The 18,847-nt window shown below is 37.9% G+C and carries 19 protein-coding genes and 2 tRNA genes; 8 read left to right on the top strand and 13 right to left on the bottom strand.

Annotation, left to right across the window (positions count from 1 at the left end):
* Positions 1-18 precede the first annotated feature (18 nt).
* From K9H14_05170 to nuoE, 7 genes are read right to left on the bottom strand one after another with little or no spacing between them, the layout of a single operon-like run.
* Positions 19-471: a hypothetical protein gene (locus K9H14_05170; GenBank protein ID MCG9479584.1), complete on the bottom strand. Its 453-nt coding sequence runs from the start codon at positions 469-471 to the stop codon at positions 19-21.
* Between the two features lie 49 nt (positions 472-520).
* A complete protein-coding gene (locus K9H14_05165) occupies positions 521-1,267 on the bottom strand; it encodes a molybdenum cofactor guanylyltransferase (GenBank protein ID MCG9479583.1) in 747 nt (248 codons plus the stop codon).
* A complete protein-coding gene (locus tag K9H14_05160; GenBank protein ID MCG9479582.1) occupies positions 1,209-1,382 on the bottom strand; it encodes a formate dehydrogenase accessory sulfurtransferase FdhD in 174 nt (57 codons plus the stop codon). The genes K9H14_05165 and K9H14_05160 overlap by 59 nt, the downstream gene beginning before the upstream one ends.
* Positions 1,366-1,527 (bottom strand): hypothetical protein, encoded by a 162-nt coding sequence (locus K9H14_05155; protein ID MCG9479581.1) that lies wholly within the window; start codon positions 1,525-1,527, stop codon positions 1,366-1,368. The genes K9H14_05160 and K9H14_05155 overlap by 17 nt, the downstream gene beginning before the upstream one ends.
* Complete coding sequence (gene fdhF / locus K9H14_05150) at positions 1,527-4,211, bottom strand: formate dehydrogenase subunit alpha (protein ID MCG9479580.1); 2,685 nt, start codon at positions 4,209-4,211, stop codon at positions 1,527-1,529. The genes K9H14_05155 and fdhF overlap by 1 nt, the downstream gene beginning before the upstream one ends.
* 48 nt (positions 4,212-4,259) lie before the next feature.
* Positions 4,260-5,975 (bottom strand): NADH-quinone oxidoreductase subunit NuoF, encoded by a 1,716-nt coding sequence (gene nuoF / locus K9H14_05145; GenBank protein ID MCG9479579.1) that lies wholly within the window; start codon positions 5,973-5,975, stop codon positions 4,260-4,262.
* A 15-nt stretch (positions 5,976-5,990) separates the two neighbouring features.
* Positions 5,991-6,485, bottom strand: coding sequence for an NADH-quinone oxidoreductase subunit NuoE (gene nuoE / locus K9H14_05140; protein MCG9479578.1), 495 nt, complete (start codon positions 6,483-6,485; stop codon positions 5,991-5,993).
* A gap of 159 nt (positions 6,486-6,644) precedes the next feature.
* Between nuoE and K9H14_05135 the strand changes: the two genes are divergently transcribed.
* Positions 6,645-7,028 (top strand): VOC family protein, encoded by a 384-nt coding sequence (locus K9H14_05135; GenBank protein MCG9479577.1) that lies wholly within the window; start codon positions 6,645-6,647, stop codon positions 7,026-7,028.
* A gap of 7 nt (positions 7,029-7,035) precedes the next feature.
* Here the strand turns inward: K9H14_05135 and K9H14_05130 are convergent.
* Both K9H14_05130 and K9H14_05125 read right to left on the bottom strand, forming a co-directional pair.
* Positions 7,036-7,112: transfer RNA gene (locus K9H14_05130), tRNA-Met, on the bottom strand.
* A 64-nt stretch (positions 7,113-7,176) separates the two neighbouring features.
* Positions 7,177-7,836 (bottom strand): GNAT family N-acetyltransferase, encoded by a 660-nt coding sequence (locus K9H14_05125; GenBank protein MCG9479576.1) that lies wholly within the window; start codon positions 7,834-7,836, stop codon positions 7,177-7,179.
* Positions 7,837-7,957: 121 nt separating this feature from the next.
* Between K9H14_05125 and K9H14_05120 the strand changes: the two genes are divergently transcribed.
* From K9H14_05120 to K9H14_05090, 7 genes are all read left to right on the top strand, one after another.
* A complete protein-coding gene (locus tag K9H14_05120) occupies positions 7,958-9,208 on the top strand; it encodes a PLP-dependent aminotransferase family protein (protein ID MCG9479575.1) in 1,251 nt (416 codons plus the stop codon).
* Positions 9,209-9,223: 15 nt separating this feature from the next.
* A complete protein-coding gene (locus tag K9H14_05115) occupies positions 9,224-10,159 on the top strand; it encodes a D-alanine--D-alanine ligase (GenBank protein MCG9479574.1) in 936 nt (311 codons plus the stop codon).
* Positions 10,160-10,193: 34 nt separating this feature from the next.
* Positions 10,194-10,270, top strand: a tRNA-Arg gene (locus K9H14_05110).
* A 308-nt stretch (positions 10,271-10,578) separates the two neighbouring features.
* Positions 10,579-11,640 carry a hypothetical protein gene (locus tag K9H14_05105; GenBank protein MCG9479573.1) on the top strand — a complete coding sequence of 354 codons (1,062 nt, stop codon included), beginning with the start codon at positions 10,579-10,581 and terminating at the stop codon, positions 11,638-11,640.
* Between the two features lie 302 nt (positions 11,641-11,942).
* Complete coding sequence (locus tag K9H14_05100; protein ID MCG9479572.1) at positions 11,943-12,521, top strand: isoprenylcysteine carboxylmethyltransferase family protein; 579 nt, start codon at positions 11,943-11,945, stop codon at positions 12,519-12,521.
* Between the two features lie 160 nt (positions 12,522-12,681).
* A complete protein-coding gene (locus K9H14_05095) occupies positions 12,682-12,924 on the top strand; it encodes an AbrB/MazE/SpoVT family DNA-binding domain-containing protein (GenBank protein MCG9479571.1) in 243 nt (80 codons plus the stop codon).
* On the top strand, positions 12,918-13,241 hold the full coding sequence (locus K9H14_05090; protein ID MCG9479570.1) for a type II toxin-antitoxin system PemK/MazF family toxin: 324 nt from the start codon (positions 12,918-12,920) through the stop codon (positions 13,239-13,241). The genes K9H14_05095 and K9H14_05090 overlap by 7 nt, the downstream gene beginning before the upstream one ends.
* A 170-nt stretch (positions 13,242-13,411) precedes the next feature.
* On the opposite strand, the gene K9H14_05085 is transcribed toward K9H14_05090, so the two are convergent.
* The 4 genes from K9H14_05085 to K9H14_05070 form a co-directional block, all read right to left on the bottom strand.
* Complete coding sequence (locus K9H14_05085) at positions 13,412-13,831, bottom strand: TrkA family potassium uptake protein (protein MCG9479569.1); 420 nt, start codon at positions 13,829-13,831, stop codon at positions 13,412-13,414.
* 7 nt (positions 13,832-13,838) lie between these two features.
* The gene (locus K9H14_05080) at positions 13,839-14,486 is read right to left on the bottom strand and encodes a TrkA family potassium uptake protein (GenBank protein ID MCG9479568.1); all 648 of its coding nucleotides are present in this window, start codon (positions 14,484-14,486) and stop codon (positions 13,839-13,841) included.
* A gap of 154 nt (positions 14,487-14,640) precedes the next feature.
* Positions 14,641-17,433, bottom strand: a complete 2,793-nt coding sequence (locus K9H14_05075) for a cation-transporting P-type ATPase (protein MCG9479567.1) — start codon at positions 17,431-17,433, stop codon at positions 14,641-14,643.
* A gap of 162 nt (positions 17,434-17,595) precedes the next feature.
* Positions 17,596-18,087 carry a TSUP family transporter gene (locus tag K9H14_05070; protein MCG9479566.1) on the bottom strand — a complete coding sequence of 164 codons (492 nt, stop codon included), beginning with the start codon at positions 18,085-18,087 and terminating at the stop codon, positions 17,596-17,598.
* Positions 18,088-18,847: the final 760 nt, after the last annotated feature.

Raw genomic sequence — 18,847 nt, 5'->3', positions numbered from 1 at the left:
CTATATTTTGATTTTACTTTACTTCCAAAAATTTATTTTCCATTCTTCATCTTCTTTTACCAGAGATACTTCCTGGTCTTTATACAGCTTTTCCTCGCCATCATATGAATCCATAAAATCTATACCTATCACCGCTATATTATTTTTTACCTCAACCCAGTTTATTTCAAAAAATATTATATCGGTAACATCATCAAACTCCTGGACAAACTGATCATAGCTGTGTTCCTGTTTATCCTGGCTGCTTATCATCTGATACGCCTGCTGATAGTCTTTGGCCATCAGTGCATCGAAAAAATCCTGGGTGGTCTCAACTGCCCTGTCCAGGCTCTCTTCACTGGTAAACCGGTTAATTATCTTTCTTTCCAGATCTTCTACAGCAGAACAGGATAGAAGAGAAATACTCAGCAAAATTATAGCTGCCGCCGCTGTAACCCCATATAAAAATTTTTTCGCTGATTCTAAATACATAAGCTAGATTATAATGGAAAAATGAAAAAAAATTTAGCCAGCTGTCAGTTTACCTAAAGAATAATTCAGACCACCTGCTGATAAAATCCGTATAGCTGCTGTAATCAGGTCCCCAGACCTGTTTAAATTTATGGTAGTCTGCTTTTCTGTTTATATTTATAAAATTTAATTCATCAATGCCCTGCCGGCGCCATTGTTCAAACTCTAAGATCTTAACCTCAAGCAGGGGATAACAATCAGATATCTTCAGTTCTGAATTCAGGATATTCTTTTCCATCACCTTTAAACAATTCCTGGAATAAATTCCACATAAGGATTCATAGCCCCGGTCGGTCCTTATTATATATGCATCCTTTTTTCCCTTAACCGCTTCCGATTTCATCATTTTTAACAGTTTGTACCCTATAAGGGGCATGTCAGCAGCAGCCACCAGACTGTATTTGCACCTGGCTTTCTGCAGCCCCGAATACAGGCCAATCATGGGGCCAGAATGGCCCCGGAAGGTAAACATGGGGTTGTCTTCCACTAAATCAACGGGGGGCAAAAAAAATTCTTCTCCCTTTAATTTATGCATACAGGAAGCAAATGGTTTAACATAGCGGTCTATTTTATGCAGGTAACCGGTTAAAACAGCCTTATTTTCAGTAGAGGTGCTTAAGATAATACGGGTGCAGAAAAAGCTTAATTTAAATATCTGATTTATTATCAGGGGGAGTCTTCCAATTTTAAGTTTTAGCTTATTGGGTCCAAACCTCCTGCTTTGACCCCCGCACAGTATTATCCCTGAAACTTCCATTTATTTTACCCGCTCGCTGCCTGAATAGATATTGAATCTTCCCTGCCCTGGCCATGTAGCCTATAACCTTGTCCAGGCAATTATACCTGGAAATATCTTCAGTAAAAAATAATATTTTTCCCTTTGCTTAGAACAGAGCGCCCGTTTAGAATTATTTTCAGTGCAGCTTCTACCGGTATATAATCTATTTCATTGTGTCTACTGTCTTTGTTTACTTTCTGTATATCTATCTGCCGGCCAAATTCAATAATATCTTCCATTACGCTTTTTCTATGATCGCTGCACAGGCTTTGTATTCCGGTATCTTGGCCTTGGGGTCCACTGCCGGATTGGTAAGCCGGTTGGCAGGAGAATCTGAATAATGGAAAGGTATAAATACCACTCCCGGCTTTATCTTTGAATTTATCAGCGCTCTGGCCTTTATCTGGCCCCTCCGTGACTTTACTATAACCCTGTCTCCTTCAGCCAGACCCATCTTCCGAGCATCCTCATCATTTATGTGCACCAGGTTAAAAGGCGCCAGCTCATTTAAGCCCTTCACCTTGCCGGTCATGGTCCTGGTATGAAACTGATACAACAACCTGCCGGTAGTTAAAATAAAGGGGAAATCCTTATCCGGCACTTCCGCTGGAGGCAGATGCTTTACCGGTATAAAACTGCCTTTTCCCTTGCTGAAACCATTGGTATGCAGGATGCTGGTCCCAGCATCCTCTTGCTGCCTGCAGGGCCATTGAAGAGAGCCTTCATCCAGCCGGCTAAAGCTTATCCCCCCATAGATGGGAGTAAGGCTGGCAATTTCCTCCATTATCTGGGAAGGATGACTGTATTCCATGGGATACCCCAGGGCGGTAGAAATTTTGGTTATGATTTTATAATCATCCATAGCCAGGCCGGGAGCCTGGACTGCTTTCCTTACTCTCTGGACCCTCCTCTCGGTATTAGTAAAGGTTCCATCTTTTTCTGCAAAACAAACTCCGGGAAGTACCACATGGGCAAACTCTGTGGTCTCAGTAAAAAATATATCCTGTACCACCAGAAATTCCAATTTCTTTAAAGCCTGGGCTACATGTAAGATATCCGGATCGCTTAACATGGGGTTCTCCCCCATTATGTATAAAGCTTTTATCTTTCCGGTATTGGCACCATCTATTATTTCGGTTACCGTAAGCCCCTTCGAAACCGGAAGCGGTCTCTGCCACATCTTTTCAAACCTCCACCTTATATTATCCTGGCTTACTCCCTGATATCCGCTTAAAAGATCCGGTAAGGCCCCCATATCACAGGCTCCCTGCACATTGTTCTGGCCCCTGAGGGGATTTACGCCTGCCCCTTTCCTGCCCACATTTCCGGTCATCATGGCCAGATCGGCAATCGCTATGACATTATCTGTTCCACAGGTATGCTGGGTAATCCCCATGGCATAAAATATTAGGGCATTTTTTACTGAGCCGTAAAGCTTGGCCGCTGCTATCAGATCTTTCCGGTCCACTCCTGATATGTTTACAGCCTGGTCTACTGAAAAATGTTTAAAACACTGACTGAAATCATCAAAGCCTTCTGTCCTCCCGGCTATAAACTGGGTGTCGCAGAGATTGTTTTCATGTATTACTTTCATCATTGCCAGCAGTACCGCAATATCTGTACCCGGTTTCTGTCTCAGGTGTAAATGGACATATTTGGTTATGGGTATGTCCCTGGGGTCAATAACTATAAGTTTTAAGCCTTCCTCCTGGACACATCTTATGAGCTCATACCCTATAACCGGATGCGCCTCTGTGGTATTGGTGCCGATAAGGATAGCCACATCGGCATCCTTTATGTCATCTATTGAATTGGTCATAGCCCCGCTTCCGAATGTAGGTATCAGCCCGCTTACCGTAGAAGCATGGCACAACCTTGCACAGTGATCAATATTATTGGTGCCAATTGCTGCCCGGGCCAGTTTGGACATCAAAAAGTTTTCCTCATTGGTGCATTTTGCAGAGCTTAAACAGGCTATGGAATCGGGACCATATTTTTCTTTAATCTGGTTTAAGCTGTCTGCTACTTTCTTTATGGCCTTATCCCAGTCAGTCTTCCGGTAACTGCCCCTGCTGGTCCGCACCAGGGGACTGGTGAGCCGGTGCTTGCTGCCCACAAAATCAAGGCCAAATCTTCCTTTAACGCAAAGATTGCCCTGATGTAAATTTTTTCCGGTATCAGAAAAAACATTGATTATCTTATTATTTTTAACATGTAGAGTTAAACTGCAGCCCACCCCGCAATAAGGACAGGTGGTATTCACCCTGGATACCTCCCAAACCCTTGCCGACCTCATATAGGGCTTGCTGGCCAGTGCCCCCACCGGACAGGTAGAGATACAGTTGCCGCAAAATACACAATCGGTCTGTTTCAGTGACTGTTCAAAAGCAGAAAGTACCTCACATTCAAAACCCCGGCCCGCATATCCAATGGCATTAGCCCCTACCACATTATCACACATCCTTACGCACCTGCCGCATAATATGCACTTCTGGTTATCCCTGTATATAAAGGGGGTGTCGGCAAACACTTTTTTTTCATGCATCTTCCCCTCATAGTGCACATCCTTAATATCATACATGTACGCCAGGTCCTGTAAAGCACAGTTTCCGCAGGATTCACAGGTCATACAATCCATGGGGTGATCAGATATGATAAGCTGAAGATTGGTTTTTACTAGTTCCCGTATATGAGGGGTATCGGTCTTTATGTTCATACCTTCCTGCAGCCTGGTTACGCAGGAAGCCGCCGCTTCCGGCATGGACTCTACTTCCACCAGGCACAGTCTGCAGGCTCCCTGTGGCTGGAGCCGGGAATCATAACATAAATGGGGAATAAAAATACCTTGGGCCAGACATGTCTCCAGTATGGTGGACCCGGGTTCTGCATACAGGGCCCTGCCGTCTATATTCACCTTGATCATAGTTTTTTCACTGGTTTGCTGTGATTGTGTCTTTGCCAATTGCTCTCCCTAAACTTTCTTAACCTTTGCCTTTATATGTAACCTCTCACATGATTTTCTGGTAGAGATATGCTCTTCAAACTCATTCCTGAAATATTTTAAGCTGCTAAGTACCGGATTGGGAGCAGTTTTGCCCAGACCGCATAATGAAGTTTCCTTGATAACCTGGCCCAGCTTCTCCAGTTTTTCCAGATCTTCTTCCTCCCCCTTGCCCTTGGTTATCCTCTCCAGTATCTCCAGCATCCTCCGGGTGCCGATCCTGCAGGGAACACATTGGCCACAGGATTCGTCCTGTATAAAATCCATAAAATACCTGGCCAGATTGGCCATGCAGGTATCCTCGTCAATAACAATCATCCCGCCTGAACCCATAATAGAGCCGGCCTGTTTTACCTTCTCGTAATCAACCGGTATATCCAAAAATTTCTCCGGTATACATCCTCCGGAAGGGCCTCCCATCTGTACCGCTTTGAAAGCTTTATCCCCCACTATTCCGCCCCCTATTTTATATACTATATCCCTTAAGGTCATGCCCATGGGTACTTCTACCAGACCTACATTTTTTACCGCTCCTGCCAGGGCAAATATTTTAGTGCCCTTGCTGGTTTCTGTCCCCAGGCTGTTGAACCACTGGGGGCCGTTAAGGATTATCTGGCTTACATTGGCCAGGGTTTCCACATTATTGATACAGGTTGGCTTTCCGTATAATCCCTCATCAGAAGGAAAAGGCGGCTTGGGGCGGGGCATACCCCTTTTACCCTCAATGGACTTCAGCAAAGCAGTTTCTTCACCGCATACAAAGGCTCCCGCTCCTTCATATATCTGGATATCAAAATCAAAATCACTGTTCATAATGCCCTTACCAATTAAACCATACTGTTTTGCCTGGGAAATCGCAGCAGTTAGGGTCTGTACCGCCAGGGGATATTCCGCCCGGACATAAATATAGCCTTTAGGTGACCCTATTGCCAGGCCAGCTATAAGCATTCCTTCCAGTATGGAATGAGGATCTGATTCCAGAAGATTACGGTCCATAAAAGCTCCAGGGTCCCCTTCATCTCCATTGCATACAATGTATTTTACCCCGTCAGCTGATTCTGCCTGCCGGCATAAATTCCATTTAACTCCGGTAGGAAATCCTGCTCCTCCCCTTCCTCTTAACCCTGACTTGGTAACCGCCTCTATAATCTGGGTACCATCCCCCTGACTTAAAGCCTTGGCCAGGGCAAAATAGCCGTCACGGGCGATATAATGGTGGATATTTAAAGGATCAATTTGGCCCCTGTTCCTGAGCACCCGGGAATACTGATAGCGATAGAAGTCATTAACCTCTGAACCTTCAGTAATGGGTTCTAGCTCTTCTACAATTTTATTCTGGCCCAGGTGTATTTTAAAAATCTGTTCTATTTTTTCTGCATCCAGCTGATAATAGGTTACCGGTTTTCCAAAATAGGACTCAACGGTCAGCATTGGCTCCAGAGCACAAAAGCCCACGCAACCTGAGGTAGAAAATATGATATCCTTATGTTTTCTGTCTTCTATATTTTTCAGCACCTCTTTTTTTACCTGCTCTGCTCCGGAAGCTATACCGCAGGTTCCCAGATGCACAGTTATCTTAAACCTGGGTCCATGTTCAGTTAGGAGGTTCTGCTCTATTACATCCTGCTTGATTTTTTGCAGCTGCTTTAAGGAGGTAATTTTATCTGCTTTTTTTACCAATCCCATTCACCTTTCTGCTTTCTAATCCTTATGAGAATAAATTATATCCATGACCTCGTCCGGGTTTACCTTCTGGTATAGATGGTCATTGATAACTATTATTGGCGCCAGCCCACAGGCACCGAGGCACCTGTTTACCTGAATAGAATATTTCCTGTCAGGAGTGGTCTGGCCCGGTTTGATTTTTAGCTCTTTCTGTATCCGGTCTGCAATGATTTTGCCCCCTTTAACAAAACATGCTGTTCCCATGCATACCCTGATATTGTTTTTCCCCCTGGGTATCAGTGAAAAAAAAGAATAGAATGTAGCTACTCCGTAAACCTCTTTCTCAGGAACGCCCAGTTCGTGAGCTACTTTTTTCTGGACATCAATAGGGATAAAGCCAACTGCCTTCTGTATTTTCTGCAGAACCGGTATAACCATACCCCGGTCACCCTGGTGGCTTTCGATTATATGGTTAACCCTATCTTCCTCCCGGGGCAACAATTTGTATTTAGGCAAATCAGCAATTCGCATCTGGCTCCTTAAAAGAATTAGGTAATTTTAAAAAATTATAGCAAATAAAGCCTATTATTGTAATGATATTTACATAGTTTTTGCCTTACTTATATATACAAAAGGTAAGGGTTGGAGTATGATTTTAACATAAGCATTAATAAGGGGGAAATATATTCCATGCTTAAAAAGCTTACACCAAACCTTATCGTAGATAATGTACAGGAAACCATAGATTTTTACCAGAATATGCTGGGCTGCTTCGAACTAATTTCTAGAGATCCGGTAAAGGGCGACTTGGACTGGGCGCTTATGAGATGTGAAGATGTTGAAATAATGTTTCAGTCCAAAAAGAGCCTCAAGGATTTTATTCCAGATTTTATGAATGAGAATCGTGGCGGTAACATAATTATCTATATCGAGATTGATAATATCGACAGTTTCTATGATTGGGTAAAACAAAGAGTCACCATAGTCCGAAAACTGCATCCAACCCCGTACCAGGCAAAAGAATTCTTAATAAGGGATTGTAATGGATTTATAATAACCTTTGCGGAGCTGTAGTAAAAATTGGTAGCGGGGATAGGATTTGAACCTATGACCTTCGGGTTATGAGCCCGACGAGCTACCAGACTGCTCCACCCCGCGTTAAAACTTTCACCGCTTGTATATTATAAACAATTTTACTTATATTTCAAATGCTAATTTATGGCTACCCGTTATACAGCCTGCCCGGTGCTTCAACCCTCTTATTAATGACCACATTCCGCCTTAATATTTTTTCCAATCTTGAATCAGGAACCAGGCTGTTTATATCCATCCTCAAAAGAGGCCAGCAGCTGTCGTTTTTCTTGATGTAAAACCCATTTTTAATCAGATACTTAACCGGTACCAGAGATCTTGGCTCTTTCAGGGATGTATCTCGCTGCCCTATTATTTCCAGAGCCATGACCCTCTTTTTTACCATATCTTTTTCCAAAGACAAAAGAAGCCTCTGCCCTACAGCCATATTTCGGTAATCAGGCTTTACAAATATACAGCCTATAAATATAGAATCGTTATCAGGCGGATATACATTAAAAGATTTTATTTTAGGAAACAAGTATGGTTTACCATAGATAATTATGCCGCCGCACTCATCCTCTATAAATAATGCTTTAACTTTTCCTCCATAACGGAAAAAACTGTCTACACTACCTTTTTCTTTACGGGAACTGGACCACTGGTAAAGTTTGCCTTTCAGATAATCAAATATATTCTTGGCGCTAAAGCCGCCTTGTACCTGGTGATCGAACCAGAAATTGCAGCTGGCACACTCTATGTCCAGGTCTCCAAACTCTTTAAGTCCGATATTTCTTATGGTAGTTTTCATATCTAAATTATATTATAATTTCCTTTTATTATAACATTTATAACCCAGACAGTGGTTTTTGAAGTTTTATAACTTTTAATATATATTACTAAAACAAGTTTCATTATTCTAATTGGACCATATGAGTAAAAAAATAACATTTGACTACTGGAAACATCTTTATGCAGATAGAATTGCCAATATGTACTCTTCTGAAATCAGGGACCTGTTGGCCTTATCTGCCCGGCCGGATATTATTTCTTTTGCCGGCGGCAATCCTGAGGTCAAGTCACTTAACTTCCAGAAACTGGAAAAATATATAAAAAGAGCCCTGACCATAGATGGAGATATCAGCCTGCAATACAGTAGTTCTGAGGGCTATTACCCTTTTAAAACCAAACTGAGAGAAGTAATGAAGCTGGAAAATATTGAAGCTGACGAAGAAGATATGGTTATAACTACCGGCGGACAGCAGGCGCTGGACCTTCTGGCCAAGGTATTTATAAACCCGGGAGACCTGATTATTGTAGAAGCTCCCAGCTATGCCGGGGCAATTAACTCCTTTAAATCCTATCAGCCCCAGATAATTGGTATTCCCGTAGATAGCAAGGGCATAAAAGCTGATCTGGTAGAGCAAAAACTACAGCAGCTGCAAAAAGACAATAAAGCAGTTAAGTTTATATACCTGGTTCCAAATTTTTCCAATCCCAGCGGAGTAACTCTCAGCCTGGCCAGGAGAAAAAAAATACTGTCACTGGCCCAGCAATACAATACAGTAATAATTGAGGATAATCCTTATGGCATGCTGCGTTATGAAGGAAAGCCTGTTCCCTGCATTAAGCATCTGGACCAGGAGCAAGACGATATGCATGTTATATACATGAGTACACTGTCCAAGCTTTTAGCTCCCGGTTTCAGGATAGGCTGGGTGGTTGCCCCCCATCTTATAATACAGAAACTAACCCTGGGGGTTCAGGCTGCAGACCTGTGTACCAGTACCTTTTCCCAGAGGATAGCCTTTGAATATTTCTCTGATCCAGGATGGATTGATAATATTGACAGGTTTAAAATAATTTATTCGGAGCGCAGGAATGCTATGCTTGATACCCTTTCCGAAACTTTCCCTCCCGGCTGCAGCTGGTCCAAGCCGGAAGGAGGTTTCTTTATCTGGCTTAAGCTCCCTTCCTACCTGAATACAAAAGAACTTCTGGCTGACGCGGTTAGAGGTAAAGTAGCTTATGTGCCCGGAAGCGGGTTTTATGCAGATGGCCGGGGCAAAAACGAGGCAAGGCTTGCTTTCTGTTCGGAAAACCCTGAAAACATTGTCAAGGGAATCAAAATACTGGCTAATATTATCAAAGATAAGATTAAATTATATAAAAGCTTTAACTAAAAGAGTGTGATTAAAATGAAAAAAAACATTGCAGTACTCATGGGTGGAAGATCTCTGGAAAGAGAGGTATCCATAAAAAGCGGCCAGAGGGTATCCAATGCCTTAAGAAAGTTAGGCTACAATGTAATAAAACTGGATATAGACCAGAACATAATTGAAAATTTAAGGAAAGAAGATATTGATGCCGCCTATATAGCCCTGCACGGCAAGGACGGAGAAGATGGAACTATACAGGAGATATTGGAAACCCTGGATATTCCTTATACCGGGCCCGGAGTATACCCCAATATACTAAGTTTTGATAAAATAATATCCAAGCAAATATTCTCCAAGCACAATATACCTACTCCGCCCTATTATTTTTTAAACGATAGTTCTTTCAGGGAGCTGGGGGCAAACAAACTGTTACCTTTAATAATAAATAAGCTGGGCCTTCCGCTGATAGTCAAACCTTCTGCCCAGGGTTCTGCTCTGGGGATTAAGATGGTTCAGAAAAAAGAGGAATTTTCTGAGGCAATTATTTCTGCCCTCGGTTACAGCAAAAAGATCTTAATTGAGAAATATATTAAGGGATGCGAGCTGGCCATAAGTATAATTGGTGAAGGCAAACCACAGGTACTGCCCAGTGTGGAGATAGTTCCCAAAAAGGACTATTTTGACTTTGATTCCAGGTTCTCTGTAGATGAGACCGAATATTTTGTTCCTGCGAGATTAGATAAAGGCCAGCTTAAACTGGTAGAAGAAACCGCTCTAAAGGTACATCAGGCACTGGACTGTAATAAGCTTTCCAGGGTAGACATAATTTTTGACAAAGAAAACAAAATACCGTATGTACTCGAGCTGAATACTTCCCCGGGAATGACTGATACCAGCTTACTGCCCATGGCAGCATTAGAAGCAGGAATGAGCTTTGAACAACTGGTAGATAGGATTGTTAAGATGTCTCTTTGACAGAATTTTATGGCTCTGGTAGTATTTTTGGCGCGTCCCTGTAGCTCAGATGGATAGAGCACAGGATTCCTAATCCTGGTGTCGGCAGTTCGAATCTGCCCAGGGACACCACTTTTATGTATGGTTCGAATCCTCCCTCCCCAGCCAGTAACATCCCTAGCAACATAATCTCCTATTTTTTGGAAGCATTATACAGCTTTGTTAATATGGGGTGGCACAATGATGGAGAACCAAAACTTCTCCCAAGTGGTACAAAGCACCTGAAAAAAATCCTTTCTTAGTGGTACATAGTTAGTGAAAATAACTGGTTAGAAGCGGTACATAGAAAGTGAAAAATTACAATTCTAAAATAAACAAATACTTTTATGTTTTACTGTATTATTATAATATGAATTTACATTTAAATTTAATAATAAAATATGAAAAAAGAATTAATTGTGCAAAAAATAGACCTTATCTTGAATAATGTCTATGTCGAAGATTCTAATAATTATATTATTACTGGAAATCACAAAAGATACATATACGCAGATCAGGGAAGTGAAGTCAATATAGAACAGTATCCCGAAGATTTTGATTTTGCAAATAAACAGGTAATTCTTCTTAGAAAACTTTTTTTGAATTTATCAATCTCTGATAAAACATATTTTAAAAATATATTATTAGAAAGATTAACAAAATCAAATTTTGTTATTGGTCCAACAATATTTAATACCTTGATACATATCGGGTCATTTGATGAAGCTTTTAACCTTATAATAGATGGTTATGAAGACTATAATAACAAATTAGCGTTAAAGCAATTTGAATTACTTATTCATATACTCAAAAATGAATGGAACATTTTTTCAACATTGCAAATTGAAAGAATATATAACTGGTTTAATGATGCTCTTGATGCTAATAATAAAATAGGAAGTAAATATAGAAAATACCCAAGCTTGTATGAAGATCATATTAAAATATGGAGTAAATTATTCAATCAGTCTAATGAATTATTAATTAAGGATTTAGATTCTCATTTAGAAAGCGGGATAGATTTAGAGATAAATTTAGATAAAAAGGAGCTTACAAAAGAGTTTAGAAGATTTAGTTTTCCTGATGACCTAGAAGAAACTCTAGAAAAGATTGATAAAAAATTGACTGTTGCGAGAGATGACTTTGACCATAAAAATTGTATTGATTTATTAAGAAGCTTTACAGAGAGGCTTTATGAACAAATAGCAAAAACAATAAATATAAATAAATGGAGAAGCGGAGATGAAAAGAACTCTGATAAGGTAGCAACTTTATTTAAAGAATCGGGATTAATTTCAGATGATCAGGCAAAGTTACTTTCTAGCCTTAGACATTTTCTGTCAAATAAGGGATCACACCGATTAAAATCAAAACGGGAAGATGCGAGATTAAGTAGAAATATGACAATTGAATTTTCTTTATATTTAATCAGACTTTTAGAGATTAAAAAATCAGGCTCCTAATTTTATTGATTTCTTTCAAAAATTGGTTCGAAATTTCGCAACCCGGGGCAGCCAGCATGTACAAATAAAACAAATATATCTTTTATTATGATTCTATTCCAAGTGAAGTATTTAGTGAGCTTACTTTTAAGGATAACCCTATAATATCCTAGTAATATTTAGTTCGAAATGTGTTCAATATCCCAAGCCAGACTATCAAAGACTTTTAAACCGTTATTTTAAAAAATTCATTAAATTGAAATATAATGGTTATGGTTATATGATAATAATTTAGAAATATATATTGATTATTTTTAACGATAATGAAGCCTTTTATTTCATATATAATAATCTGTGTAGTAGGAATAGCAATTCTGATAAGATGTTTGCCCAGAGGTACAAAAAAGCGTAAAAGATTTGAAATATTTGCTGAAATTGGTATAGGGCTTTTCATTTCTGTAATTGTCTTGGGGTTGACCAGCTTTGATAATTTTATGTTCAAAAGAGCTGATATTACTTATCTACAGTATATATTCATAATCTTTTTTATAGCTGGCACATTTCTTATAGCATCTTCATTTGTAAGTTTAAAGCGTATTGGTAAACCAACATCAGGTCTGGAAGATACTACCAGAATGATACATAAAGGAATATTTAAAATATTGAGGCACCCTCTATATGTGGGACTTTCATTAATTACTATAGGATTTTTATTTGCCTATCAAGCAATTGCTCTAATAATAATTGGTATTGTTACAGTTATATTATTTTATATAGCCTCAGGAGTTGAAGACAGATATAATATCGAAAAGTTTGGTAGTGAATATATTGAATATATGAAGAAGGTTCCTATGTGGAATTTCTTTTTGGGAATATTCAGAAACAGGAAAATGAGATATTAAAAACTCAATTCTGGTATAGAAATATCCTCATTTAAACCAATCATCCTGGTTCTAACTCTGTTCACAGTCCCCAGCCATTTTAGACCGATAACAACTTGCAATTTCATATGGTTAAATCTATAATGTAATTACAATATAATTACAAAAAAATGGAGAAACTATGAAGTCAAAATTAATTAAGATAGGCAATTCTAGAGGGATAAGGATAAACTCTCATATAATTAAGGAGTGCAAGCTTGACAATGAGATAGAAATAAAAGTAGTAAATAAAAAATTAATTATTGAAGCTGTTAAGGAAAAAAGAAAAGGATGGGGAGCCAGTTTTAAGAAAATGCACAAAGCAAGTGAAGATGATCTGCTAATTAATGAAGGAAATGATTTTGATAAGGACTGGGAATGGTAATTTACCAATATGATATTTTTTGGATAGACCTCAATCCAACCAAAGGCCATGAAATAAAAAAGGTTAGACCTTGTGTTATTTTATCGCCTAACGAGATGAATTTAAATATAAGTACCATTATTATTGCACCTATGACCACAAAATCAAGGCAGTATCCTACAAGAATTAAAATTAATTTTAAAAAAAAGACAGGCTGGATAGTACTTGATCAAATTAGGACAGTAGATAAGATAAGACTGAAGGAAAAAGCTGGTCAATTAAATGACAGAGAGATTGTAGAGATTAAGAGAGTTTTAAAAGAAATGCTAGTTGATTAATAAAAAAGTTTTTTTATTTCAAATAATAAATTAAAAACCTGGTTCGAAATTTTGTAACTCGGGGCAGCCACTTCGGACATGTATGTTAAAGGTATCTAAAATATATTAGCCCTTTCAAAAGATAAGACGATACCATAAAGGTAGGAAGTTCTGTAAAATTTTAATGATCATCAGATAGAAGTACTTTTTTTGTCAATATCTTCCTCAATCAATTTGGATATAAGAGAAGTAGGACTCTCAGCTGCATCAATTCCCCAGCTTTTTTTATAAAGCCATGCATTCCTGGGGTCATTTATTATTGCAACCACTTTTGGCCTGTTTGGCTGCAATTTAGCAAGCTGGGCTACTACCAGGTTATCTTCATCATCACCAGTCACTGTCGCTATCACATCAGCAATTTTAATACCGGCAGCTTCAAGAATCTGAAGGTCACAACCATCACCACATATTATTTCAACATTGGTAATTTTTTCAAAACCATTGCAAACTTTTTCACTTTTTTCAATTATTTTTACCTTATGCCCTCTATCTGACATATCTTTTGAAAGGCTTGTTCCTATTTTGCCGGCTCCTATGATTAAAATATTCATATTCCCCCTAAATTCCTAAAATTCTCTTAAATTGCGGAATAGCACTTGAAGCTACCGCGACAAGAAGCAGGTCACCATCATTCATTACAGTCCCGGCAACAGGTACAAATGCTCTACCGAGTCTTGTTATTGCAGCAACCATTATTTCACCAGGAACATTAATTTCTTCACTTCTATGACCTGTAAGACTTGGTGAAACTTCTATTTCTATTAACTCTACTTCGCCATTGCCCAGACTCAATTGCGTTGAAATGTTTGAATAGCAGATAAGCTCCTTTATCTTATTAGCGCCCCATCTTGTAGGTGAAATAGTAGTGATGCCCAATCTATTATAAGCAATTGCTCTTATAGGATCATAAATCCTTGCAACTACTATAGGAACCTGATATTCCCTTTTTGCAATCAGTGCACCAACTATATTCCTATTATCTCCCTGCGTAACCGAAGCAAAAGCATCTGCATGTTCAATTCCTGCTTTTTCAAGTACCCCCTTATCATATCCAAAGCCTGTTATTTTTTCTCCCTTGAAACTCTTTCCAAGCCTTTTAAATGATTTGGGGTCCCGATCTATGATACTTACCTTATGCCCATCAACTGAGAGAAGGTTTGCCAACTGGGCACCTACTCTTCCACAGCCCATTATTACTATTTGCATTTTTCACCTTTTTTCTTAAGGATTAAATCTTTACTTATTTTGCTTTAGAATTTTTTCTAAATTGGAACCATTCCAGATTAATTTTATTTTAATAATCACATTTTAACTTATTTTTTTAAATTATGTATTATTTATACCAATTAAATAAAAGGTATTAAGCTGCAACATTTGATGACCTGGATGTCTTCTTATTTACAACTCTTATATTTAATTTTCTTAATTCTTCAAATATCAGTACCGATGGAATAAATGCTATTAAAATAAACCAGTAATGCCAGCTAAATGGATAAAGGTTAAATACTGTGTTTAATTTTGGAATATAAATAAGTGCATTAATAATTATTACTTCTCCTAAAATACCCCAGAATAATAACTTGTTTTTAAAAAATCCAATTTTGAATACTGAATTATAATTTGATCTCCATGCAAATGCATTGCCAATTTGTGCCATTATTATTGCAGCAAGACTTGCTGAAGTAGCCTGCTGGTAAATAATATTATTTTTATAAATTTCGGGATTTGCCCCAAGTTCTCTAAGTTTTGCAAAGGTATATCCATTATCATGAAAAATTATAAAATAAGCAATCAGCGAAACTGCTGCTTCAACCGGTCCCAGGAAAAAATAAGCTCTTGCCAGGTTTTTACCGGTTAAAAGTCTTTCATTGCGAGGCCTGGGAGGTTTTGCCATTATACCCGGTTCCGGCGGTTCTGCTGCAAGAGCAAGTGAGGGCAATAAATCAGTGCCCAAATCTATTGCAAGAATTTGCATAATTGTAAGTGGCAATGGAATTTTAAAAAGCACCATCATTATAAAAGGTACCACTTCAGGAATATTGCTCGTAAGGATGTAATGAATAAATTTTCGAAGATTTTCAAATACTGCACGACCTTCTTCAATTGCGTTTACAATGCTTGCAAAATTATCATCGGTTAAAATAATATCAGCAGCTTCACGTGCTACATCTGTGCCAGCTATACCCATTGCTATTCCTATATCTGCAGCTTTTAATGCAGGCGCATCATTTACACCATCTCCAGTCATTGCAACAATGTGGCCGTTCTTCTTTAAAGCCAGCGCAATCTTCATTTTATTTTCAGGTGAAACTCTCGCAAATATTATATTCTCCTGTTTCAAAACTTCCTTTAAATATTTATCATCCATTTCCTCTATATCCATTCCGAGATATATTCGTGATTTACCTTTCACTATGCCAATTCTTCTTGCGATTGCTTCAGCAGTTAAGCCATAGTCTCCTGTAATCATTATTATTTTAATCCCTGCCCTAAAGCAGTCCTTTACTGCAGCTTCCACCTCGGGTCTTGGAGGATCTATCATGGCAACAAGACCAAGAAAAATAAGATCTTTTTCAACATTTTGAATGGTAAAATCTTCTTTAATGTTGCTTACATCCGTATATGCTAGCGCAAGTACACGCAATGCCCTTCTTGCGTAATCATCATTATATTTTAAAATATCGTTAAGAATGTCTTTTGTTAAATTTTTAACTTCGCCATTAATATTTATCCGGCTGCACAGTGCAAGCATTTCTTTGGGTGCTCCTTTTACAAATGCAAGCATGCCTTCAGATGTATCGTGTATAGAGCTCATTCTTTTACGGTTTGAATCAAAAGGCAAAAGATGTACTCTTGGTTCATTATTGAGTTCAGTTTCATAATAAAATCCTGCCTTCTTGGCAACAACAAGTAATGCTCCTTCGGTGGGATCGCCTTTAATTACCCATTGATTTGTATTCTTATCAAGATAAAGTCTTGCATTATTGCAGTAAGACATCGAACGGGACAGCAATTTCATTTCTTTAAAAACTTCATTTTCTGACAGAGATTTACTATTATAAATAAAATCCCCGGAAGGATTATAACCTACTCCTGAAACCTCATAACTTGATTCATTTGTCCAGATTTCCCTTACTGTCATTTCATTCTGTGTAAGTGTCCCCGTTTTATCAGTGCAGATAACTGTAGTGCTGCCAAGTGTTTCCACCGAAGATAGCTTTTTTATAAGGGCATGTCTTTTTGCCATTCGCTGCACACCCATTGCAAGTGCCAGAGTTACAGTAGGAAGAAGACCTTCCGGTATAAAAGCTACAAGGATTCCAATTGCAAATATAAAAGAAGTAAGAAATCCAAGCTTAAGAACCGTAAGCGATAATATGAAAAAGAAAACACCCACCCCAACTGCAATATAAATCAGTAATTGGCTTGCCTTATTTATTTCCTTTTGCAGAGGGCTTAAATCTTCCTTTACGTTCTGGGTAAGGTTTGCGATTTTTCCAAATTCTGTACTCATTCCTGTAGCATATACTATTGCCTGACCGCTTCCAGAAGAAATGCTTGTGCCAGCATAAACGACATTTGTTAATCTTAATGGATCAACATTACTTCCTATGATTGCTGTAGTACTTTTTCTTTGCGGATCAGATTCTCCTGTAAGGACAGAATTATTGGTTCTTATATCAAATGCCTCAATTATCCTGGCATCAGCTGAAACATTATCACCTTCACTGAGAACTAATATGTCTCCTGGTACAAGTTCCTTTGAAAAAACTTCCATTACCTCACCACCTCTTAATACTTTTGAATATGATGGTAGCATTTTTTTTAAGGCCTCAAGAGCTTTTTCGGCTCTGTATTCCTGCAAAAAACTAAAAACTGCATTGATAACTATTACAATTATTATTGCATATCCAAGCTGGGGCATATTTAATCTTGGTATAAAACACAAAAATGCTGCAACCCAGAGTATAAGAGCAAGTAAGTGAATGAAATTACTTAAAAATCTTAAAATAAGGGGCCTTTTTTTCTTTTCCTTTATTAAGTTAGGACCATAAACTTCAAGTCTTTTTGATGCTTCTTCCTTAGAAAGCCCATGTTGTTCTACTTTTAATTCCTTAAATAACTGTTCTTTGTCTAATTCATAATAATTCATAATAAAACCATTCTATTAATTCGAACATAAGAGAGAAATTATATTCAAATTTTACAGTTTATATATAAACTGAACTATCCAAAAATTGTGTTGGGTTGAGCCCATTCACTTGAATACATTGTATATTAAAAACAAATATCTGAAAAAGAATTTTTAACTGATCTATATCCCACCCAGTAAGGTATTTTTTGAATAATACTCTATTTCTTTATCGCATGACTTGTCACAATATGAACCATTGCAGGCAAGCCACCTTGTTAAAAAGTCTCTTTTATCTTTGGCATTTGCGATATCTTGAGATCCTGATCTTATTTTAATAAAGGAAGTGGCAAGAAATAATGCAAAAAAGAAATAAAGAAAAACGGGATTAATTAATACTGTAAGTGTTGCTCCCGCAATTCCACCAATTACAGTAAAGATTTCAAGAAACATCGCAAGTCTGATATTGGCCATCTGATTTCTTATATATGATAAAGCTGAGCTGCTTGAACTTCCAATAATGGCAATCATTCCTGCTGCTATTGTTTCTTTTATAGGAATGACCAAAAAAACAAGGATTGAAACTAGAATGCTAGTCTCGCCAAGTCCGGTAAGTGAGCCTAAAAAACCTATTATTGCTAATAATAAGATAAGAAGCGTTACACTTAAATGCATATTTAAAACTTCAAATACTTTATAAAATTTTTTGTATTATAAAACTTTAAATCAAAATGTCCAATGGTTATGATATATGATATGTTTAGGGAAATATAATTACTTACAACCCACACCGGTTTTAAGGGTACTTCTTTTATCATCGCTGAGAATACAGAGAAAGAAGTTGGCCATAATACAGGATTATCTATTTATCTGGAGTCATTTACTGACCAGTATTGAGAAGACGGGACACCAAAGGATGATAGCACTTTTTGTCATTTAGCTAAATTTATATTAATTTAAAAAAAGCCCTTTTTTATAGGACTCATTTGTCTCATTTTAATCCTGACCATACTGCTCAGCCATCTCAGATATATTTGCCAAGGTAATTTTTAAAAATATATTATATCTATGAATTGAAATATCCTAATATTATATGCATCTTATTATATGCACTTAAGTAAATACATAAAAAATAATAAAGGGGAAATCATGGGAATGATATTAATAATTGCAGCAATTATCTTGCTAGCAGTGGGATTTTAGGCCTTTTTCCTCAATTAGACTGGGCTAATGTGCCATTATGGCGTGCTATACTGGAAATAGTGATAGGTGGCCTTGTGTTAATAGTAGGTATAAGAAAACGTTAAGATTTTATTTCCTCGATAATTTCATTATCACTAATAATATTTCCGATTATACTTTGTTTTTTTAGACCTGTGTGCGTTCCACGGATGTATACCAAAAGCAGAAATCAAATATTCAGGCGTAATTCTTC

The organism is Actinomycetes bacterium (assembly GCA_022396035.1).
GTDB lineage: Bacteria > Actinomycetota > Humimicrobiia > Humimicrobiales > Humimicrobiaceae > Halolacustris.
Note: the sequence above shows the minus strand (reverse complement) of the source record. Positions and strands in the feature narration are given on the sequence as shown.